Origin of the sequence: Flavobacterium sp. LAR06 (assembly GCF_041946075.1) — a bacterium.
Taxonomy (GTDB): Bacteria; Bacteroidota; Bacteroidia; order Flavobacteriales; family Flavobacteriaceae; genus Flavobacterium.
Genome location: NZ_JAUTYT010000010.1, coordinates 118,278 through 136,645, shown reverse-complemented (window position 1 = coordinate 136,645; position 18,368 = coordinate 118,278). Strand labels below are relative to the sequence as shown.

The 18,368-nt window shown below is 33.2% G+C and carries 18 protein-coding genes; all 18 read left to right on the top strand.

Translation table 11 applies throughout. From position 1 onward, the window contains the following. Positions 1–53: 53 nt before the first annotated feature. The 18 genes from Q7C23_RS15420 (at position 54) to Q7C23_RS15335 (ending at position 18,324) form a co-directional block, all read left to right on the top strand. Entirely contained in the window at positions 54–1,067 is a 1,014-nt protein-coding gene (locus Q7C23_RS15420) for an AAA family ATPase (protein WP_375033375.1), read from the top strand. 71 nt (positions 1,068–1,138) lie between these two features. Then, positions 1,139–2,467 carry a DUF58 domain-containing protein gene (locus Q7C23_RS15415; protein ID WP_375033374.1) on the top strand — a complete coding sequence of 443 codons (1,329 nt, stop codon included), beginning with the start codon at positions 1,139–1,141 and terminating at the stop codon, positions 2,465–2,467. A 214-nt stretch (positions 2,468–2,681) separates the two neighbouring features. Beyond that, positions 2,682–3,623, top strand: coding sequence for a hypothetical protein (locus Q7C23_RS15410; RefSeq protein WP_375033373.1), 942 nt, complete (start codon positions 2,682–2,684; stop codon positions 3,621–3,623). 61 nt (positions 3,624–3,684) lie between these two features. Next, positions 3,685–4,770 (top strand): phosphoglyceromutase, encoded by a 1,086-nt coding sequence (locus tag Q7C23_RS15405; RefSeq protein WP_375033372.1) that lies wholly within the window; start codon positions 3,685–3,687, stop codon positions 4,768–4,770. 45 nt (positions 4,771–4,815) lie between these two features. Beyond that, positions 4,816–5,742: a DUF2167 domain-containing protein gene (locus Q7C23_RS15400; RefSeq protein ID WP_375033371.1), complete on the top strand. Its 927-nt coding sequence runs from the start codon at positions 4,816–4,818 to the stop codon at positions 5,740–5,742. A 197-nt stretch (positions 5,743–5,939) separates the two neighbouring features. After that, on the top strand, positions 5,940–6,731 hold the full coding sequence (locus Q7C23_RS15395) for a TrmH family RNA methyltransferase (protein WP_375033370.1): 792 nt from the start codon (positions 5,940–5,942) through the stop codon (positions 6,729–6,731). A 13-nt stretch (positions 6,732–6,744) separates the two neighbouring features. Further along, a complete protein-coding gene (locus Q7C23_RS15390) occupies positions 6,745–8,283 on the top strand; it encodes a serine hydrolase (RefSeq protein WP_375033369.1) in 1,539 nt (512 codons plus the stop codon). 149 nt (positions 8,284–8,432) lie between these two features. Next, on the top strand, positions 8,433–10,652 hold the full coding sequence (locus tag Q7C23_RS15385; protein WP_072975766.1) for a bifunctional (p)ppGpp synthetase/guanosine-3',5'-bis(diphosphate) 3'-pyrophosphohydrolase: 2,220 nt from the start codon (positions 8,433–8,435) through the stop codon (positions 10,650–10,652). Between the two features lie 14 nt (positions 10,653–10,666). Then, the gene (locus Q7C23_RS15380) at positions 10,667–11,209 is read left to right on the top strand and encodes a hypothetical protein (protein ID WP_375033368.1); all 543 of its coding nucleotides are present in this window, start codon (positions 10,667–10,669) and stop codon (positions 11,207–11,209) included. Between the two features lie 184 nt (positions 11,210–11,393). Further along, positions 11,394–11,852: a Fur family transcriptional regulator gene (locus tag Q7C23_RS15375; RefSeq protein ID WP_026981862.1), complete on the top strand. Its 459-nt coding sequence runs from the start codon at positions 11,394–11,396 to the stop codon at positions 11,850–11,852. Between the two features lie 95 nt (positions 11,853–11,947). After that, entirely contained in the window at positions 11,948–13,219 is a 1,272-nt protein-coding gene (locus Q7C23_RS15370) for an adenylosuccinate synthase (protein ID WP_375033367.1), read from the top strand. Between the two features lie 54 nt (positions 13,220–13,273). Further along, the gene (locus Q7C23_RS15365) at positions 13,274–13,855 is read left to right on the top strand and encodes an NUDIX domain-containing protein (protein WP_375033366.1); all 582 of its coding nucleotides are present in this window, start codon (positions 13,274–13,276) and stop codon (positions 13,853–13,855) included. Between the two features lie 45 nt (positions 13,856–13,900). Further along, positions 13,901–14,854, top strand: coding sequence for an alpha/beta hydrolase (locus Q7C23_RS15360; RefSeq protein WP_375033365.1), 954 nt, complete (start codon positions 13,901–13,903; stop codon positions 14,852–14,854). 161 nt (positions 14,855–15,015) lie between these two features. Next, entirely contained in the window at positions 15,016–15,510 is a 495-nt protein-coding gene (locus tag Q7C23_RS15355; protein WP_375033364.1) for a hypothetical protein, read from the top strand. A 6-nt stretch (positions 15,511–15,516) separates the two neighbouring features. Then, a complete protein-coding gene (locus Q7C23_RS15350; RefSeq protein ID WP_375033363.1) occupies positions 15,517–16,080 on the top strand; it encodes a hypothetical protein in 564 nt (187 codons plus the stop codon). Between the two features lie 90 nt (positions 16,081–16,170). Next, positions 16,171–17,055 (top strand): L,D-transpeptidase, encoded by an 885-nt coding sequence (locus Q7C23_RS15345; RefSeq protein WP_375033362.1) that lies wholly within the window; start codon positions 16,171–16,173, stop codon positions 17,053–17,055. Positions 17,056–17,093: 38 nt separating this feature from the next. Further along, positions 17,094–17,390 (top strand): hypothetical protein, encoded by a 297-nt coding sequence (locus Q7C23_RS15340; protein WP_375033361.1) that lies wholly within the window; start codon positions 17,094–17,096, stop codon positions 17,388–17,390. Positions 17,391–17,490: 100 nt separating this feature from the next. Then, entirely contained in the window at positions 17,491–18,324 is an 834-nt protein-coding gene (locus Q7C23_RS15335; protein ID WP_375033360.1) for a hypothetical protein, read from the top strand. The last annotated feature ends 44 nt before the right edge of the window (positions 18,325–18,368 follow it).

The window sequence follows — 18,368 nt, the reverse complement described above, 5'->3', positions numbered from 1 at the left end:
TAATCTGTGGCAAAAAAAAATAAAAATTCATTTAAAAGAAAACATACCAAACCATGGACGATATCAATACCCCAGAAACCGAAATCACAAATGAAAATGTGAATTTTGAAACCAGAATAAATTTAGCGCCGCTTTTGGAGCATGTAAATGCTATTAAAACAGAATTAGAAACTGTTATTGTAGGTCAGCAAAAAATGATTGATCAGCTTTTGGTTGCGATTTTATCAAACGGACATGTTTTGTTGGAAGGTGTTCCGGGAGTTGCCAAAACGATTACGGCAAAATTATTATCCAAAACATTGAATATTGGCTTTAGCCGAATTCAGTTTACACCGGATTTAATGCCATCAGATATATTGGGAACTTCAATTTTCAATTTAAAAAATTCTGAATTTGAATTCAAAAAAGGTCCTATCTTCTCCAATTTAATTTTAATTGATGAGATCAACCGTGCTCCTGCTAAAACACAGGCTGCCCTTTTTGAAGTTATGGAAGAGCGCCAGATTACAATTGATGGATCAGCCTTTCAATTGGAAACTCCATTTTTGGTTATCGCAACGCAAAACCCAATTGAACAGGAAGGAACGTACCGTTTGCCTGAAGCACAATTAGACCGTTTTTTATTCAAAATAACAATAGATTATCCAAAATTAGATGAAGAAATTCTGATCATCCAGAGAGAGCATTTATTGCAGGATCACGGAAAACTGGAAGCTATTAAAACGATACTTTCTGCTGAAGAAATAAAAGGATATCAAGGTTTAGTGAAACAAATCAGAGTCGAACAAAATCTTTTAGAATATATCGCCAGAATTGTAGTTAACACCAGAGAAAATGCTTTTTTATATTTAGGAGCTTCACCACGTGCCTCAATCGCAATTTTGAACGCAGCCAAAGGTTTTGCAGCCATTCGTGGCCGCGATTTCGTAACTCCGGAAGATGTCAAAGAAGCGGCAATTCCTGTTTTACAACACCGTGTTATTGTAACTCCTGAACGTGAAATGGAAGGCATTACCAGTTCTGAAATTATCAAGCAAATTCTTGAAACAGTAGAGATTCCCAGGTAGATATGAGTTATGGGTTATAAGTTAACTCGAAACTTGAAACCTGAAACAATAAAAACTTGAAACTAAAAACCATGAAATTCATAAAAAGCCTTTATCTCAATAACTTCTTTTTCTATATTCTATTAGGGATTATAGGAATGTTTGTTTGCGCTTTTATTTTACCGAATTTATACAACAGTGTTTGGTTTATTATTTTGGTTTTAACCACGTTTTTGGGTCTTGATATATTGCTTTTATATTTATCAAAAGGAATTGAAGGTTCAAGAAAAACACCAGAAAAGCTTTCAAACGGCGATTTAAATCCCATTCAGATTACAATTAAAAACGGTTATACTTTTCCGATTTCGATTAAAATTATTGATGAAATTCCGTTTCAGTTCCAGGTTCGTGATTTCAAAATCATAAAAACGATTCCGGCTTCTACTCAAAAAGAATTCGGTTATGATTTACGCCCGACGGAGCGAGGAGAATATTATTTTGGGAATTTAAATATCTATGTTTCTTCCCCTTTAAAATTAATTTCTCGCAGATTTACTTTCGATAAAGATCAAATGGTGCCGACTTATCCTTCGTACATTCAATTGAAGAAATACGATTTGCTGGCTTTTTCGAATAATTTGTATCAATACGGAATCAAGAAAATTCGTCGAATTGGTCACACCATGGAGTTTGAACAAATAAAAGAATATGTTCAGGGAGACGATTTGCGAACCATAAACTGGAAAGCAACGGCAAAGAAAAACGCGCTGATGGTAAATCAGTTTCAGGATGAAAAATCACAATCAGTTTATATGGCGATTGATAAAGGCCGTGTGATGCAAATGCCTTTTGATGGTTTGAGTTTATTGGATTATGCTATAAACTCGACTTTGGTTTTATCAAATGTTATTCTGAAAAAACAAGACAAAGCCGGAATTTTTGCTTTCTCTAAAAAGGTAGAAAACAGAGTTTTTGCCGAAAGAAGATCTTCACAAATGCAAAAAATTCTGGAGACTTTATACAACATCAAAACTGATTTTTTTGAAAGTGATTACAGCCGATTGTATGTTGATATAAAGAAAAATATCAATCAGAGAAGCTTGATTATTTTGTATACTAACTTCGAAACAATGGATGGTTTAAACAGACAATTACCTTACTTAAAAGGAATTGCAAAAAGCCATTTATTAGTGGTTGTTTTCTTTAGTAATACAGAGCTAAATGCCATCATCAACAAAAAAACAGATACTGTTCAGGAAATTTATGATAAAGTCATAGCTGAAAAATTCATGTTCGAAAAACGCTTAATCGCCAACGAATTGAAGAAATATGGAATACATTCGGTTTTGACGCAACCGGAGAATCTGACTTTAGATGCTATTAATAAGTATTTGGAGATTAAGGCACGAGGGATTTTATAATTAATTTCGAAAAACATCCAAAGTCAAAAAAAGATTCAGTTAAATTTCAATAAACTCTCAAAGATCTATTCCCTAAACAGCAATCATTAAAAGACTTTCTTCTATCTTTTATTAATTTATGGTTACATTACGGTATCACGTAAAAATCGATTAATTAAATTAATTAGTTTTGAAAAAATTAAAATCAATCCATGTATTTTTAAACTAATAAAAAATGAAAAAAATAATTCTAATTGTTCTCGTTTTTATAAGTTTTTTATCGCATGCACAAAAGAATGAAACGATCTCAATTCCAAAAGGTGTCGTTTATAAATATGCTGATGCGAAAACCGTTGAAAAAGCTAAAAAACTAATTAGCGAAAATTTATCAGAAAACAACGATTATAAAATACTACAAAACAATCTTATCATTGGCCCTGAACTCTGGAAAAGATTTAAAGCCAATGAAAAAATACAAAAAATAGAAGGTGGAGAAATTCAATTTCATGTAGACGATGTAATATTAGATGGTAAAATGAGCCAGGATATGACTGACTCCAAAATAATTTGGGATGAATTTAAAAATGAAGTTTCAAGTGAATACACCATTCGAAAAGCCAACGAAAATGAGCTAAAATATTATTGGTCTGTAATATCATTTGATATTGAGGAACCTTTATTAATTGTAGAAACAGAAAAGCATAATTATATTTTAAATCTGCTAAAAAAAGATTTAAAACTACTGTGGTTAGATGAAGCTCCAAAATCTACAAACAACAATTATGTTGCTACTACACAGTATCAAAATGGAAAAGAAATTGATTCTGTTTCTAAAGGAATAAAAGAAACAACTCTGGAGAAGGTTATTCTTTTAAGTTCTGATGAAGAGTTAAATAAAAATAGCTCCTTTGAAGATATTGAATTGCTGATAAAAAAAACAGATAAAATATTCGATGAATTATTTAAAAATTCGATGAAATCTGGCAAATTAATGGTAGAATTTGAGTTAAAAAAGAAAAAAAACGAAATAACTTATGCCGTTAAAGATGATTTGGATTTAGATATAATGAAAGTATTTGAACAAAGGGTTAATAGTGAGGAATATCCTAATTCGAAAAAAGACCCGGTTAAACTTAGATTAATATATAAAGTAAATTCATTTAACGACGTAGAATAAAGTTTATATCAAATAAATAAGATTTTAAGATCTTGTTTCACAACTTTTAAATTCAAAAAATATGAAAAAACTAATTTTAATTGTTCTTGTTTTCACATGTTTTTTGTCCTCAGCACAAAAGACAGAAAACATCATCATCATTACCACAGACGGTTTTAGATGGCAGGAAGTGTTTAAAGGAATGGATCCGGCAATTGCCAATGATAAAAGATTCAATCAGGGAGACAGCACTTATATTTATAAGAAATATTCAAGTGCAGATTTTAAAGAAAGTCGTAAAAAAATAATGCCTTTTTTATGGTTAGAAATTGCTTCTAAAGGGCAAATTTATGGCAATCGTGATCTTGGGAACAAAGTCGATGTATCCAATCCTTATTGGTTCAGTTATCCCGGATATAGTGAAATTATGACCGGAAATGTTGATGTAGCCATTAATTCAAATGGTTATAAGGCTAATCCAAATGTGAATATTTTAGAATTTCTAAATCAACAGCCAAAACTTAAAGGAAAAACAGCGGCTTTCGGTGCCTGGGACGCTTTTGACCGAATTTTGAATGAAGAAAGAAGTGGTTTTCCGGTTATTTCAGCGTATGATAATGTTGGAGGAAACAAACCTACAGCAACTCAAAAGTTGTTAAATGACATGCGTAATAATTCGTATAAACCTTTTCATGAAGACGAATGTCTGGATGTTTTTACACATTATCAAGCTCTAAACGAACTTAAAACCAATAGACCAAAAGTACTTTATATCGCTTATGGCGAAACAGATGAATGGGCACATCACGGACATTACAGATCCTATCTTGACGCTGCCAATCAGGTTGACAAATGGATAAAAGAAATCTGGGATTTCGTGCAAAATGACCCACAATACAAAAATAAAACCACTTTACTAATCACTGTAGATCACGGCCGTGGCGACAAAACAAAAGCCCAATGGACAGATCACGGTTCTGATGTGGTGGGTGCATCTGAAATTTGGTTTGCCGCGATGGGTCCAGAAATTGTAGCAAAAGGTGAAATGAATACAGCTGCACAATTGTATCAAAAACAATTTGCACAAACCATTGCTAAAATTATGGGATATAATTTTACCACTTCACATCCTGTAGCTAGTGAAATTCCGCAAATACTTCAAAAATAAATTCAACAACCCCAATAATCAACCAATTAAAACCAACCAAAACCAATGAAAAGAATTCTACTAAGTATTTTTCTATGTCTTATTTTTAGTCCGAAAATGATGGCACAGGCTGATACTACTGCAGCCTATTATGACAAAATTGAGCAATCCCTGAAATATGAAACAGGGAAAATTACTTTAACTGAAGGAGAAGGAATAGTAAACGTTCCTAAAGGATTTAAATTCTTAAACGGAGCACAAACCCAGCACGTTTTAAGTGATTTATGGGGAAATCCGAAAGATGAATCCGTTTTAGGTTCACTTGTTCCGGACGGGAAAGGCGTTACTCACAGCAACAGCTGGTTGTTTGTAATAAGCTATCAAGGCGATGGTTTTGTAAAAGACGATGACGCAAATGATATTGACTACGACGATCTGCTTAAGACTATGCAGGAAGACATGAAAGCTGAAAATGAAGAAAGAAAAAAAGGTGGTTATGCAGAAGTTCAATTAATTGGCTGGGCGTCAAAACCTTATTACGATACTAACTTAAAAGTATTGCATTGGGCAAAAGAATTAAAATTTGGCAAAGACGAAGTCAATACCTTAAACTACGATTTAAGAGTTTTAGGAAGAAAAGGAATGTACAATATTTCAGCCGTTTCAAACATGGGCGAACTTGCAGAAGTAAAAGCTAGTATTCCGGGAATCCTGAAAAGCGTTGAATTCAATGACGGACATAAATACTTAGACTTTGACGCCGATACTGATACTGTTGCAGCATGGACTATTGGAGGCTTAGTGGCTGGAAAAGTTTTGGCAAAAGTCGGCTTCTTTGCTATTTTGGCAAAATTTGGAAAAGTTATTGTCATCGGCCTTATTGCGGCATTTGCAGCCGTAAAGAAATTCTTTTTCGGCAAAAAAGATCAGGTTATGACAAGACCAAAAGAAGAGGAAGAACTTGTAGAGGAAACTGCTTCTACTGAAGAATAGATTATTTTTGCCACGAATTTCAAGGATTTACACGAATTAGTATTTCGTATTAGACGAATAAAAATTAGTGGAAATTCGTCTAATTTGTGGCAAACTTTTTTGTTTCATATTACTGAAACCTACAAGGTTTCGAAAACCTTGCAGGAAGAAAAAAACTCTGTACCTTTGAACCTTTGCAACTTTGAGCCTTTAAAAAAATGAAACAAATCACTTCCATTCAAAATCCGTTTATAAAATCACTTGTTTTACTGCAGGAAAAAGCAAAAGCCCGCAAACTAACCGGAGCATTTTTGATTGAAGGTTTACGTGAAATTTCAATAGCATTAAAAGGTGGTTACGAATTAGAAACCGTTTTGTTTTTACCCGAATTGGTTACTGAAAATCAGATTAATAAATTGGTGAATTCACCCGTTCAATTAATCGAAATCAACAAAGAAGTTTATCAAAAACTGGCTTACCGCGATACTACCGAAGGAATTTTGGCTGTTGCCAAAACCAAATCAATGCAATTGTCAGATTTAAAACTATCTGATAATCCTCTAATTTTAGTGGCCGAAGCACCAGAAAAACCAGGCAATATCGGAGCGCTTTTGCGTACTGCAGATGCTGCCAATCTTGATGCGGTACTAATTGCCAATCCAAAAAGTGATTTATACAATCCAAATATTGTGCGTTCAAGCGTAGGTTGTTTGTTTACCAACCAAATCGCAACCGGAACCACAGACGAAATCATTGCTTTTTTAAAAGAAAAAAAGATTGACTTTTATTGCGCTACATTACAGAATTCAACCTCTTATCATACCCAGAATTTCACTACTCCAACAGCTTTAGTTGTCGGTACCGAAGCCACCGGATTAACACAGGAATGGCGTGATGCAGCTACACAAAATATCATTATTCCAATGCAGGGCGAAATCGACAGTATGAACGTTTCGGTTGCGGCGGCAATTTTAATTTTTGAAGCTAAACGTCAAAGAGGATTTAACTAAACACCACCTACTCATGAACTACAAATTATCTTTTTTAGCATTATTATTTAGTTTTTCACTTTCGGCACAAATAACCAATACTGAAGTAGATGAATTGGTAAATCGAACCATAAAAGCTTTTGATGTTCCCGGAATTGCGGTTGCGATTGTGAAAGACGGAAAAGTAGTTTTAGCAAAAGGTTATGGCGTAAAATCAATAACAACGCAGGAAAAAGTAGATGCCAATACGCTTTTCGGAATTGCATCAAACAGTAAAGCTTTTACAACCGCTGCGCTTGCTATGTTAGTGGATGAGAAAAAAATAAAATGGGATGATAAAGTGATTCAATATCTTCCCGATTTTAAAATGCATGATGATTATGTTACAAAAGAATTCACCATTCGCGACTTACTAACGCATAGAAGCGGTCTCGGACTTGGAGCCGGAGATTTAATGATCTGGCCTGACGGAAGTGATTTTAAAGCAGCAGATATTGTTCATAATCTTAGATATTTAAAACCAGTTTCCAGTTTTAGGACTAAATACGATTACGATAACCTGATGTATATAATTGCAGGTGAAATTGTTCACGTTGTGAGCGGTCAAACCTGGGCTGATTTTGTAGAAACACGCATCATGAAACCATTAGAAATGGATAAAAGTGTAGCTTCTGTAAAACGTTTAAAGGATACTTCAAATGTCATCACGCCTCACGTTCCGATTGACGGAAAATTAAAAACGATCAAACGTTATGAAAATAATCTTTTTGATGGAGCTGCCGGAATTTATTCTAGTGTAAACGATTTGAGTAAATGGGCGATTGTACAAATCAATAACGGAAAATACGGGGATAATAAACAGTTGTTTTCAGAGAAGGAACACGATGAAATGTGGCAATTACAAACCATTATTCCAGCCAAAACAAGACCTCCTTACAATACTCATTTTTCAGGATATGGTTTAGGATGGTTTTTAAGTGATGTGAAAGGATACAAACAAGTTTCACACACCGGAGGATTAGAAGGGAATGTGACACAAACGACTTTGATTCCTGAAATAGGTTTGGGAATTATTGTATTAACCAATCAACAATCCGGAGCTGCATTTAGTGCTATTACCAACACCATTAAAGACAGTTATTTAGGTGTTAAATCAGATGATTATGTGACGGTTTACAGCAATCGAGTGAAAGCTAGTGAAGCATCTGCAGATAAAGTAACGGATGAAGTTTGGGCAACTGTTGCCAAAAACAAAAAAGACAAAATAAAAACTGATTTTGCTAAAATCATCGGAACTTACAAAGACAATTGGTTTGGAGAAATTACGATAACAGAGAAAAAAGGAAAACTCTATTTTGCTTCAAAACGATCTTCTCAATTAGTTGGAGAAGTTTTTTTCTACAAAGATGGCAACTATGTGGTAAAGTGGAACAATGCATTTTTCCATGCCGATGCTCATCTACTTTTCAAATACGATGAAAACGGAAAAGCAATCAACTTAAAAATGCTACCAATTTCTGAATTAACTGATTTTAGTTACGATTTTCAGGATTTGGATTTTTCTAAAGAATAAGTTTTGTTTCAAGTTTCAGGTTGAAAACTGGGACGAAAATCCTAGTAAAAAACTTGAAACCTGAAACTTGAAACAAATTAATTTCATTCTTAGTTTCCCTTGCGTATATTCAAACTAATGCTTATTTTTAGTACTTGAACTATGCCGTTATGATAGAAATAGATATTGAAAAAGAAAACAAAGCGATTGCGCAGGAATACAAAGAATTACTTCGAATAAGTTACCAGACTTTAACACCCGCTGATAAAAAACTAATCCGGAAAGCATTTGATGTGGCTGTTGATGCACATAAAGAACAAAGACGCAAATCTGGCGAAGCGTATATCTTTCATCCTATTGCAGTTGCAAAAATTGTTGCTTCCGAAATTGGTTTGGGAGCGACCTCTATTGCTGCGGCCTTATTGCACGATGTTGTCGAAGATACTCCAATTACAGTTGAAGATATTGAAAGATTATTCAACCCAAAAGTGGCACAATTAGTAGAAGGTCTGACTAAAATTTCGCTGGTTCAAAAAGATTTAAATGCCTCTATGCAGGCTGAGAATTTCAGAAAAATGATCCTTACACTGAACGATGATGTTCGTGTTATTCTGATCAAATTGGCCGATCGTCTTCATAATATGCAGACAATGGATTCGATGGTAGAATACAAACAGACCAAAATTGCTTCAGAAACTTTATATATTTATGCCCCACTTGCCCATCGTTTGGGACTTTATAACATTAAAACCAAGCTCGAAGATTTAGGTTTAAAATACACTGAACCGAATGTTTACAATGATATTGTCAGCAAAATCAGAGAAACGAAAGAAGAGCAAGATGCTTATATCAAAGATATTTCGGATGTTTTGAAGAATTCTCTGGATAAAGAAGAAATTGATTATATCATAAAAGGGCGTCCGAAATCTATTTATTCGATCCGCCGAAAAATGCGTGCGCAAAACGTAAGTTTTGATGAAGTATACGACAAATTCGCGCTTAGAATCGTTTACAAAGCAGATCCGCATGATGAGAAATTTGTGGCCTGGAAAATCTATTCGATTGTAACAGATCACTATAGACCGAGCCCGAGTCGTTTGCGCGATTGGATTTCATCTCCAAAATCAACTGGTTACGAGGCTTTGCACATTACCGTTATGGGACCAAAAGGTCGTTGGGTTGAAGTACAGGTGCGAAGCGAGCGTATGGACGAAATTGCCGAAAAAGGTTACGCAGCACATTACAAATATAAAAACGGCGCAACGGAAGAAAGCGGATTGGATGTTTGGCTAAATCTTCTTCGTGAAGCGTTAGAGAATCAAGAAACCAATGCGGTGGATTTTGTGGAAGATTTTAAAATGAATCTATATTCAAAAGAAATCTTCGTCTTTACACCAAAAGGAGAAATTAAATCATTACCAAAAGGTGCGACTTCTTTAGATTTCGCTTTTAGTATTCACTCTGAAATCGGAATTAGAACAAGAGGAACGCGCGTAAATGGACGTTTAGTTCCGTTAAATTACGAATTAAAAAGTGGTGATCAGGTTGAAGTTATTACATCAGCCAACCAAAAACCAACAGTGAACTGGTTGGAATATGTAACAACATCACGTGCCAAAAATAAAATTAAAAACGTTCTTAACGAGAACACCAAAAAAATTGCTGAAGAAGGAAAAGAATTACTTACAAGAAAATTAAAACATCTTAAAATAACCATCAGCGAACAGGTTATCAATGAGTTGGTAAACTTCTTCAAACTAAAAACCAGTCTGGATTTATTTTACAGAGTTGGAATTGGTGCCATTGAAAATCAGCAGTTAAAAGATTATGCAGCTCAAAAGAGCAACACGATTATCAATTTCTTTAAAAATAAAATTAAAAGAAATAAAGATACTGCCGATGAAGATATTCATAAGCCAGTCATCAGCAGTAATTATGATATGCTGGTTTTTGGAACAGAACATGACAAACTTGATTATAAACTTTCGCAATGTTGTAACCCAATCCCGGGTGACGATGTTTTTGGTTTTGTAACCATCAATGAAGGAATTAAAGTACATAAAAAAGACTGTCCAAACGCCATCGGAATGCAGTCTAACTATGCCTATCGTATCATGAGCGCGAAATGGATTGACTCTTCTCAGGAAGAATTCAAAGCCATTATCAATATTACCGGAATGGATGTTTTGGGGCTTACTAATCAATTGACAAGAGTTATTTCGAATAATATGAGTGTAAATATTCAAAGCATTTCTTTGAGTACAGATGCCGGAATTTTTCACGGACAGATCGCAGTTATTGTAAAGAATAATACAATTTTGAAGAAAATGATCAATGCCATCAAAAAAATTGACGGTGTCGATAAAGTAACTCGAGAGTATAGAACCTAATTATTTCTAAATTTATGAAATCAGATTCCTTAGAAATTCCTAAAATACAGTTTGATGAAAATGGAGCACTTTTAATTGTAGCTTCGGAGTCTTCGTCAAAAGATGATTTCGATTTTTTTCAGGGAAAATCTGTTATTAAAAATAAAAAACTAAAACAGCGATTTGCGAATTGTACTGAATGGATCGAATTTCCGTCAACCCAGGAAATGTACAAGATTTTAAACGGTATTGGCAATATTGATAATTTCCTTGCCACTTTTGATGGAGAACCTTTTGAAGGCATGACAGTTCGATTATTTAATCCGAAAACAAAATTGTGGAGTATTTATTGGGCTGATTCCACTACAGGAACTTTAGACAGACCAGTCTTTGGCTCATTTGAAAACAAAGTAGGTCATTTTTTCTCAGAAGATATTTTTGAAGGCAAAAATGTATTGCAGGTATTTCGCTGGGATGCAAGAGATGAAAACAATCCCGTCTGGAGTCAGGCCATGTCTGATGATAAAGGAAAAACCTGGGAATGGAACTGGTACATGTACATGTCAAAAACCAAATAAAAATTTGTTAGTTTTATCATAAATAAAAATAATTATGTTAATTAAGTTTGTTTGGACTTCGTAAAAACAATGGGGTCAAAAGCCTGTATTTATTACATTATTATTAATCAAATCGATATTCTAACGTTAAACTTTAAACCCGAAACTTTTATTCATTAAAAATAAAAATTTATCTTTGCCGGATATGACACTCATTTCAACTGACAACACTAAGAATCAAGAAATTGTAAAAAATGTTTTTACAATGTATCTTGAGCAAAAAGGGCATCGCAAAACTCCTGAGCGTTATGCTATACTTCAGGAAATTTACGATAGCGAAGAGCATTTTGATATAGAGAACCTTTATATTAAAATGAAAAACAAAAACTATCGTGTGAGTAGAGCAACCTTATACAACACGATCGAGTTATTGTTAGACTGCGCTTTGGTTAGAAAACATCAATTTGGACAAAATCAGGCTTACTACGAAAAATCGTATTTCGACAAACAGCACGATCATATTATTATGACCGATTCTGGCGAAGTAATTGAATTTTGCGATCCAAGAATTCAAACCATCAAAAAAACAATCGAAGAAATATTTGATATCGAAATTACGAATCATTCACTTTATTTCTACGGAAACAAAAAGCAAAAACAATAATCCGGAAAGGAATTATTCAAAAAATAAAAAAAAAGAAAATTAACTACATTAATCAGTAGGGCAACTTAAATTGCCTCAACGCAAATTAAAACAGAATGACCGTAGATTTATTACTAGGATTACAATGGGGAGATGAAGGTAAAGGAAAAATTGTTGACGTTCTTACCTCAAATTATGATATTATTGCACGTTTTCAAGGAGGACCAAATGCAGGACATACATTAGAATTTGATGGAATTAAACACGTACTAAGAACCATTCCTTCTGGAATTTTTCATAAAAATTCAATTAACATCATTGGAAATGGTGTTGTAATAGATCCGGTAGTTTTTCAAAAAGAAATTGAAGGTTTAGAGAAATTTAACCTTGACATCAAAAGCAAATTGATCATTTCAAGAAAAGCACATTTAATTTTACCAACACACCGTTTATTAGATGCAGCTTCTGAAGCATCAAAAGGAAAAGCAAAAATTGGTTCTACATTAAAAGGAATTGGTCCAACTTATATGGACAAAACGGGTAGAAACGGATTGCGTGTTGGAGATGTTGAATTAGAAGATTTCAAAGAAAGATACAGAGCGTTAGCAGACAAACATGAAGCAATGATTGCTTTTTATGATGTTGCTATTCAATATAATTTAGCTGAACTTGAAAAAGAGTTTTTTGAAGCTATCGAAGAATTAAAAAAATTAGATTTTATTGATAGTGAAGAATACATGTACCAGGCTCAAAAAGCGGGTAAATCTATTTTATGTGAAGGAGCGCAAGGTTCATTATTAGATGTTGATTTCGGAACTTATCCTTTTGTTACATCATCAAATACTACTGCTGCCGGAGCTTGTACTGGTTTAGGAATTGCTCCTAACAAAATCAAAGAAGTTTACGGAATTTTTAAAGCTTACGTTACACGTGTTGGTAGCGGACCTTTCCCAACGGAACTTTTTGATGAAGTTGGTGCTACAATGGCAAGAGTTGGAAACGAATTTGGATCTGTAACAGGAAGACAAAGACGTTGTGGATGGTTAGACTTAGTAGCTTTAAAATATGCTGTTCAGGTAAACGGTGTTACACAATTAATGATGATGAAAGGTGATGTTCTTTCAGGATTCGAAACTTTGAAAGTTTGTACTGAATACAACTACAAAGGACAAATCATTTCTCACTTTCCTTATAACATTGAGCCAGAGAATGTAACTCCTGTTTATAAAGAATTTAAAGGATGGCAAGCAGATTTAACTGGTTTAACGACTTATGAGCAATTGCCAATTGAGCTAAAAGAATATATTGAATTTATTGAAACAGAAGTTGGAGTGCCAATCAAAATTGTGTCGGTTGGACCTGACAGAAAGCAAACAATAACAAAATAACAATTACTAAACGCTCTGACAATCAGGGCGTTTTTTTATACAAATATTTACGCCATGAAAAACCCGGAAATTAAAGTTATAGAAACTAAGTTATTATCAGACAATTGGTATACCCTGAATAAGGTTACTTTCAGTTATCAGAAAGAAAATGAAAAAATTCAGACCCATGTTCGCGAAGTTTATGATCGCGGAAATGGAGCTGGAATTTTATTATACAACTCAACTAAAAAAACGGTTATCCTAACAAGGCAATTTCGTTTACCAACTTTCCTTAACGGAAACAAAACCGGAATGATGATTGAAGTTTGTGCAGGTCTTTTAGATGAAGATAATCCTGAAGAATGTATCATTCGTGAAACCGAAGAAGAAACAGGTTATCGCATTAAAAAAGTTGAAAAAGTTACTCAAACCTATATGTCCCCAGGTGCTGTAACCGAGATTTTATATTTGTTTACAGGCGAATATGATGAAAGCATGAAAGTAAGCGAAGGTGGCGGATTAGCTTCTGAACAAGAAAACATTGAAGTTTTAGAATACACTTTTGATGAAGCATATGCTATGATTGAATCTGGCGAAATTGTAGATGCGAAAACTATTATTTTGTTGCAGCATGCCAAGATAAAGGGGTTGATTTAAAAAAAATTAAGTATTTTCGGTTACTAAAATCTGAATAGTATTCAAATGAAATTACTTAAAAATCGAAAAATATATTTTATAATAATAGCAACAGTGTTTATCCTTATAAATATTGTTGCTTTTTTTCATGCATATAAATTCACTCATTTTTCAGACAACATTTCCGAAAAAACGAAAAGCCCGGAAAAATTATCTTCTTTTGAAAAAGCTAAAACTTTATTTTTTGGAGTGAATAATCCTAAACCAAAAAACACTAAACTCCCTTCTCAAAAATATGAAACTTTAAAACTACATAGTAATAAAGAAATTGAATGCTGGCTTATTAAAACCCAAAACTCAAAAGGTACAATTATATTATTTCATGGTTATGGAGGAGAAAAATCTTCTATGCTTTCAAAATCGGATGAATTTCTAAAATTAGGTTTCAGTACTATGCTTGTCGATTTTATGGGAAGTGGCAATTCTCAAGGAAATCAGACCACGATTGGTTTTGATGAAGCCGAAGAAGTGAAGACTTCATTTGATTACTTAAGTCAAACTGGAGAAAAAAATATTTACTTATTTGGTACTTCAATGGGAGCTGTTGCTATCATGAAATGCATTAGTGATACTAAAATAAAACCAAAAGGAATAATCATTGAATGCCCGTTCGGCTCGATGTACACAACTGTATGTACCAGATTTAAAAAAATGAATGCACCCAGTTTTCCAATGGCCGGAATTTTACTTTTCTGGGGTGGCGTTCAAAATGGATTTTGGGGATTTAGCCACAATCCAACTGAATATGCAAAAAATATAAATTGTCCTACTTTACTTCTTTATGGAGAAAAAGACAAAAGTGTTAGTCGCAAAGAAATTGATGAAATTTATGCAAACCTCAAAGTACAAAAGGAGCTTAATATCTACAAAAACACAGGACACGAGAACTATCTCAAGAAAAACAAAATAGAATGGATTAAAAACATTTCTGATTTTATAAATATAACCATTGGTACTTAAACCATTAAAAAAGAGAAAACTTTTTTTGATCGGAAAATGCGAAATTGTAGAAAAAAAACTATCATTTTCTTACAACACGCCAAGATAAAAGGATTGACTTAAAGTTTTTATAAGTATATTAGTTCAAAAAAAACTACATCAAGAACTTTATCTAATTTGATATGAATCAAAAATTGATTGGACTGCTTTTCCTTATTTCATTTCTTTTTTTCAATTGCAAAAATGAAATTGTGAAACCGGAAGTTTTAAAACAAGAGAGTAAAAAGACTGAAAAACAAATTCCAATGGTCAATGAGGAAAATTTTGAAACATTTTTAGCTAAATTTAATCGTGATTCGGTTTTCCAAATTAGCCGAGTAAAATTCCCGTTAAAAGTAAAGGAAATTGACTTGGAATCTATGGTAGAATTAGATAAAAACAAGTCCGAATTTAAAGAGCGAACTATCTTAAAATCTGATTACACAAAACTAGATTTCACCTATCCAAAAGATGCTTTGACTCGTGAATTAGATCGTTATACACAAAAGATAAAAATCAAAAAAAACATAACGGTTGTAGAAATCAGAGGTGTTGATAATGGAATATATTCAGATTTCTATTTTGAAAAAATTGGTGGCAAATGGTTTTTAGAAACATGGAAAGAGCAATCAACTTAAAGTTTTATGAAAAATCAAATTAACATCTGGCAAGAATTTTCAAAAGAAACTGGCGGGACTTTTAAAGAAGGCTATTCCTGGCGATCAGACTCAACTGAAATTGAATACAGAAAATGGAAAATAACTTTTGATAATTTTACGGTTTGGTCAGGGAAATATAGCAGTCAAACTACAAGAATTATCGTTCCGCTTACTTTATCAAACAACTTTAGATTCGAAATATATCGCGAAGGCTTTATTCGAAAAATAGAGAAAATATTTGGGGCACAAGATGTAGAAATTGGATATCCTGAATTTGACAAAGCTTTTACCATTAAGAGTAATAATAAATTTAAAATAAAAACATTATTACAAAACAAAGAAATTAGAACTCTTCTTGAATCTCAAGAAGAAGTAAATCTAATGATTTCAGATCAGAAGGGAATCTGGGAAGAAAAACTTCCTGAGAGTGAATACGAATTGTCCTATTTCATCGATGGCGAAATTCATGACTTTGAGGCTTTGAAATCACTACTGCAGCTTTTCAAACTAATTTTAGACGACTTACATCAGATGAATTTAATTTCTTAGAATGATAATCAAATAAACTATTCAGCAAATTGTGTAATTAATTTGGACAATTAATAAAATAACTTTACATCATATAAAAAACCAGTTTTTATGAAAAAGTTATATTACACATCAAATGTTTTGTGCCTACTTGTTGTAGTTTTGTTAGGTTCTTGTGAACAAAAGAAGACTATAAGACAAACTGAAGTAAAAATTCGCAAAACCGTTGAATACAAAAAACCAGAATCAACTGTTGCTTTTAAATTTGAAAAAACAAAACAATGGCTTGATTCCATCAAAGGTGATTCAACCAAACTTCATATTGCCTATGCTATAAATAGAACGGATAAAGCAAATATTACCAAAATGGACTCGGTTGTAATTCCGAATGATTTTAGTGGCGATTTGGTTTATTATTTGCCATTTCCAATACACGTATCAGCTTTAGAAGATGTTTCTAAAGTTTTGATTTTCTCCTACCCTACGCAGACTTTTGCCGCTTATGAAAACGGCGAACTAGTTTATACCGGACCAACCAATATGGGAAGAAAAAAAGACCCAACACCAACCGGATTGTTTTTCACCAACTGGAAAGCTGAAAAAACAACAAGTACTTTTAATGACGAATGGGATTTAAAATGGAATTTTAATATCGAGAATAAACTGGGAGTCGGTTTTCACCAATATGAATTACCTGGTTATCCTGCCTCGCATTCTTGTTTGCGTTTATTAGAAAAAGATGCAAAATACCTTTATAAATGGGCAGACGAATGGGTTCTGAAAGACAGTGAAAATGTAAAAGTAAAAGGAACTCCGGTTATCGTTTTTGGAAGCTACAATTTTGATGGACCAAAGCCATGGCTGGAATTAGTAAACGATCCTAAGGCATTAAATATCTCAGAGTCTGAAATTGAAACTCAGGTGCAGCCTTTTATTCAAAAGATCTTAGAAAATCAGAAAATTAGAGAAACAGAAAAACAGACAGCGGCTCTTTAGTGAAATTTTTTTTCTAATTTAGATTTTCAACCTTTCAGATGGAATCTAATTCAAAAAATAACAGGACTTGCAAAAAAGGGCATCACTATTTCAAAACTAGTGACTGCCCTACTTGTCCAATTTGTGAGCAGGAACGCAAACCACAATCCGAACTTTTATCTTCATTGTCAGCTCCGGCAAGACGAGCTTTAGAAAATAAAGAAATCGAAACTGCCCATGATTTATCAAAATATTCCAAACAAGAAATTATGTCATTACACGGAATTGGCCCAAGTTCAATCCCGAAACTATTAGCAGAATTGAAAAAGCATAGTCTAAACTTTCGAGAAGATTAAACTTTAAAATCTATCTCTTTTTTACTTCTGATCCTTTTTATTTTCCTAATTTCGTCTCACTTAAAACATCTAAAACCAAAATAGTTTTAAGGTTAAAACCATGAAGAATACACTTCTACTTTTTCTTATTTCATTTCCTGTTTTTAATTACGGACAATCCAATCAAATTTTAGATTTCAAAGCAGGGTCTTCACCTGAAACTACTTACAATCAAACCACATCTAACTCTTCAGATTACGAAGTTTTGTATTCCGGCAGCGAAAAATTTTTAGAAAATTTAAAGCAAAATGGAATAGTGAATCCAACGAAAATAAAAAATAGCTTTAATTTAGAAACACTTTCTAAAACGGGTAAAACTGATAAAAGCGGAAACTTTCCGATAACAATTGAGTACTTAAAGTCGATTGACGCAAATGGAAAAACTATAATTCCAAACGGTACGTTGTTGTATGGTAAAACGTCATCTTCTACTATGCCTGAAATGGATTCTATCGTCTCAAAAGGCATGGAAGAAAGTTTTAAAAACATCATTTTCCAAACCGTTAAAAGCACATTTTCACAGTTGGTTATGCCGCAGAAAAAACTAAAAATAGGTGAATCTTTTATTCAGGAAAGCCCTTTAACATTACCCATTGCAGGTATTAATATTGAAATGCAAATTACCACAACATACAGTTTGAAAAGCATGAATTCAAAAAATGCATTCTTTGATATAACACAAACCTATACTATGAAAATGTCGGACAGTAGATTTGAAACAAATGGAGCCGGAATAGGAAAAGGGGATTTAATTTATGATATTCCAAATCATTTTATTACCGGAAATACTTTAGTAATGGATTTTAATCTTGATCTAAAAAGTACCGATTTTACTTTACAATTAAAATCAAAAAGTGATTTCAAACAAACTTCCGAGGTCTCGAAAAACAAATAAAAAAAGGCATAAGGTTAAAACTCTTATGCCCTTTGTTTTATAAT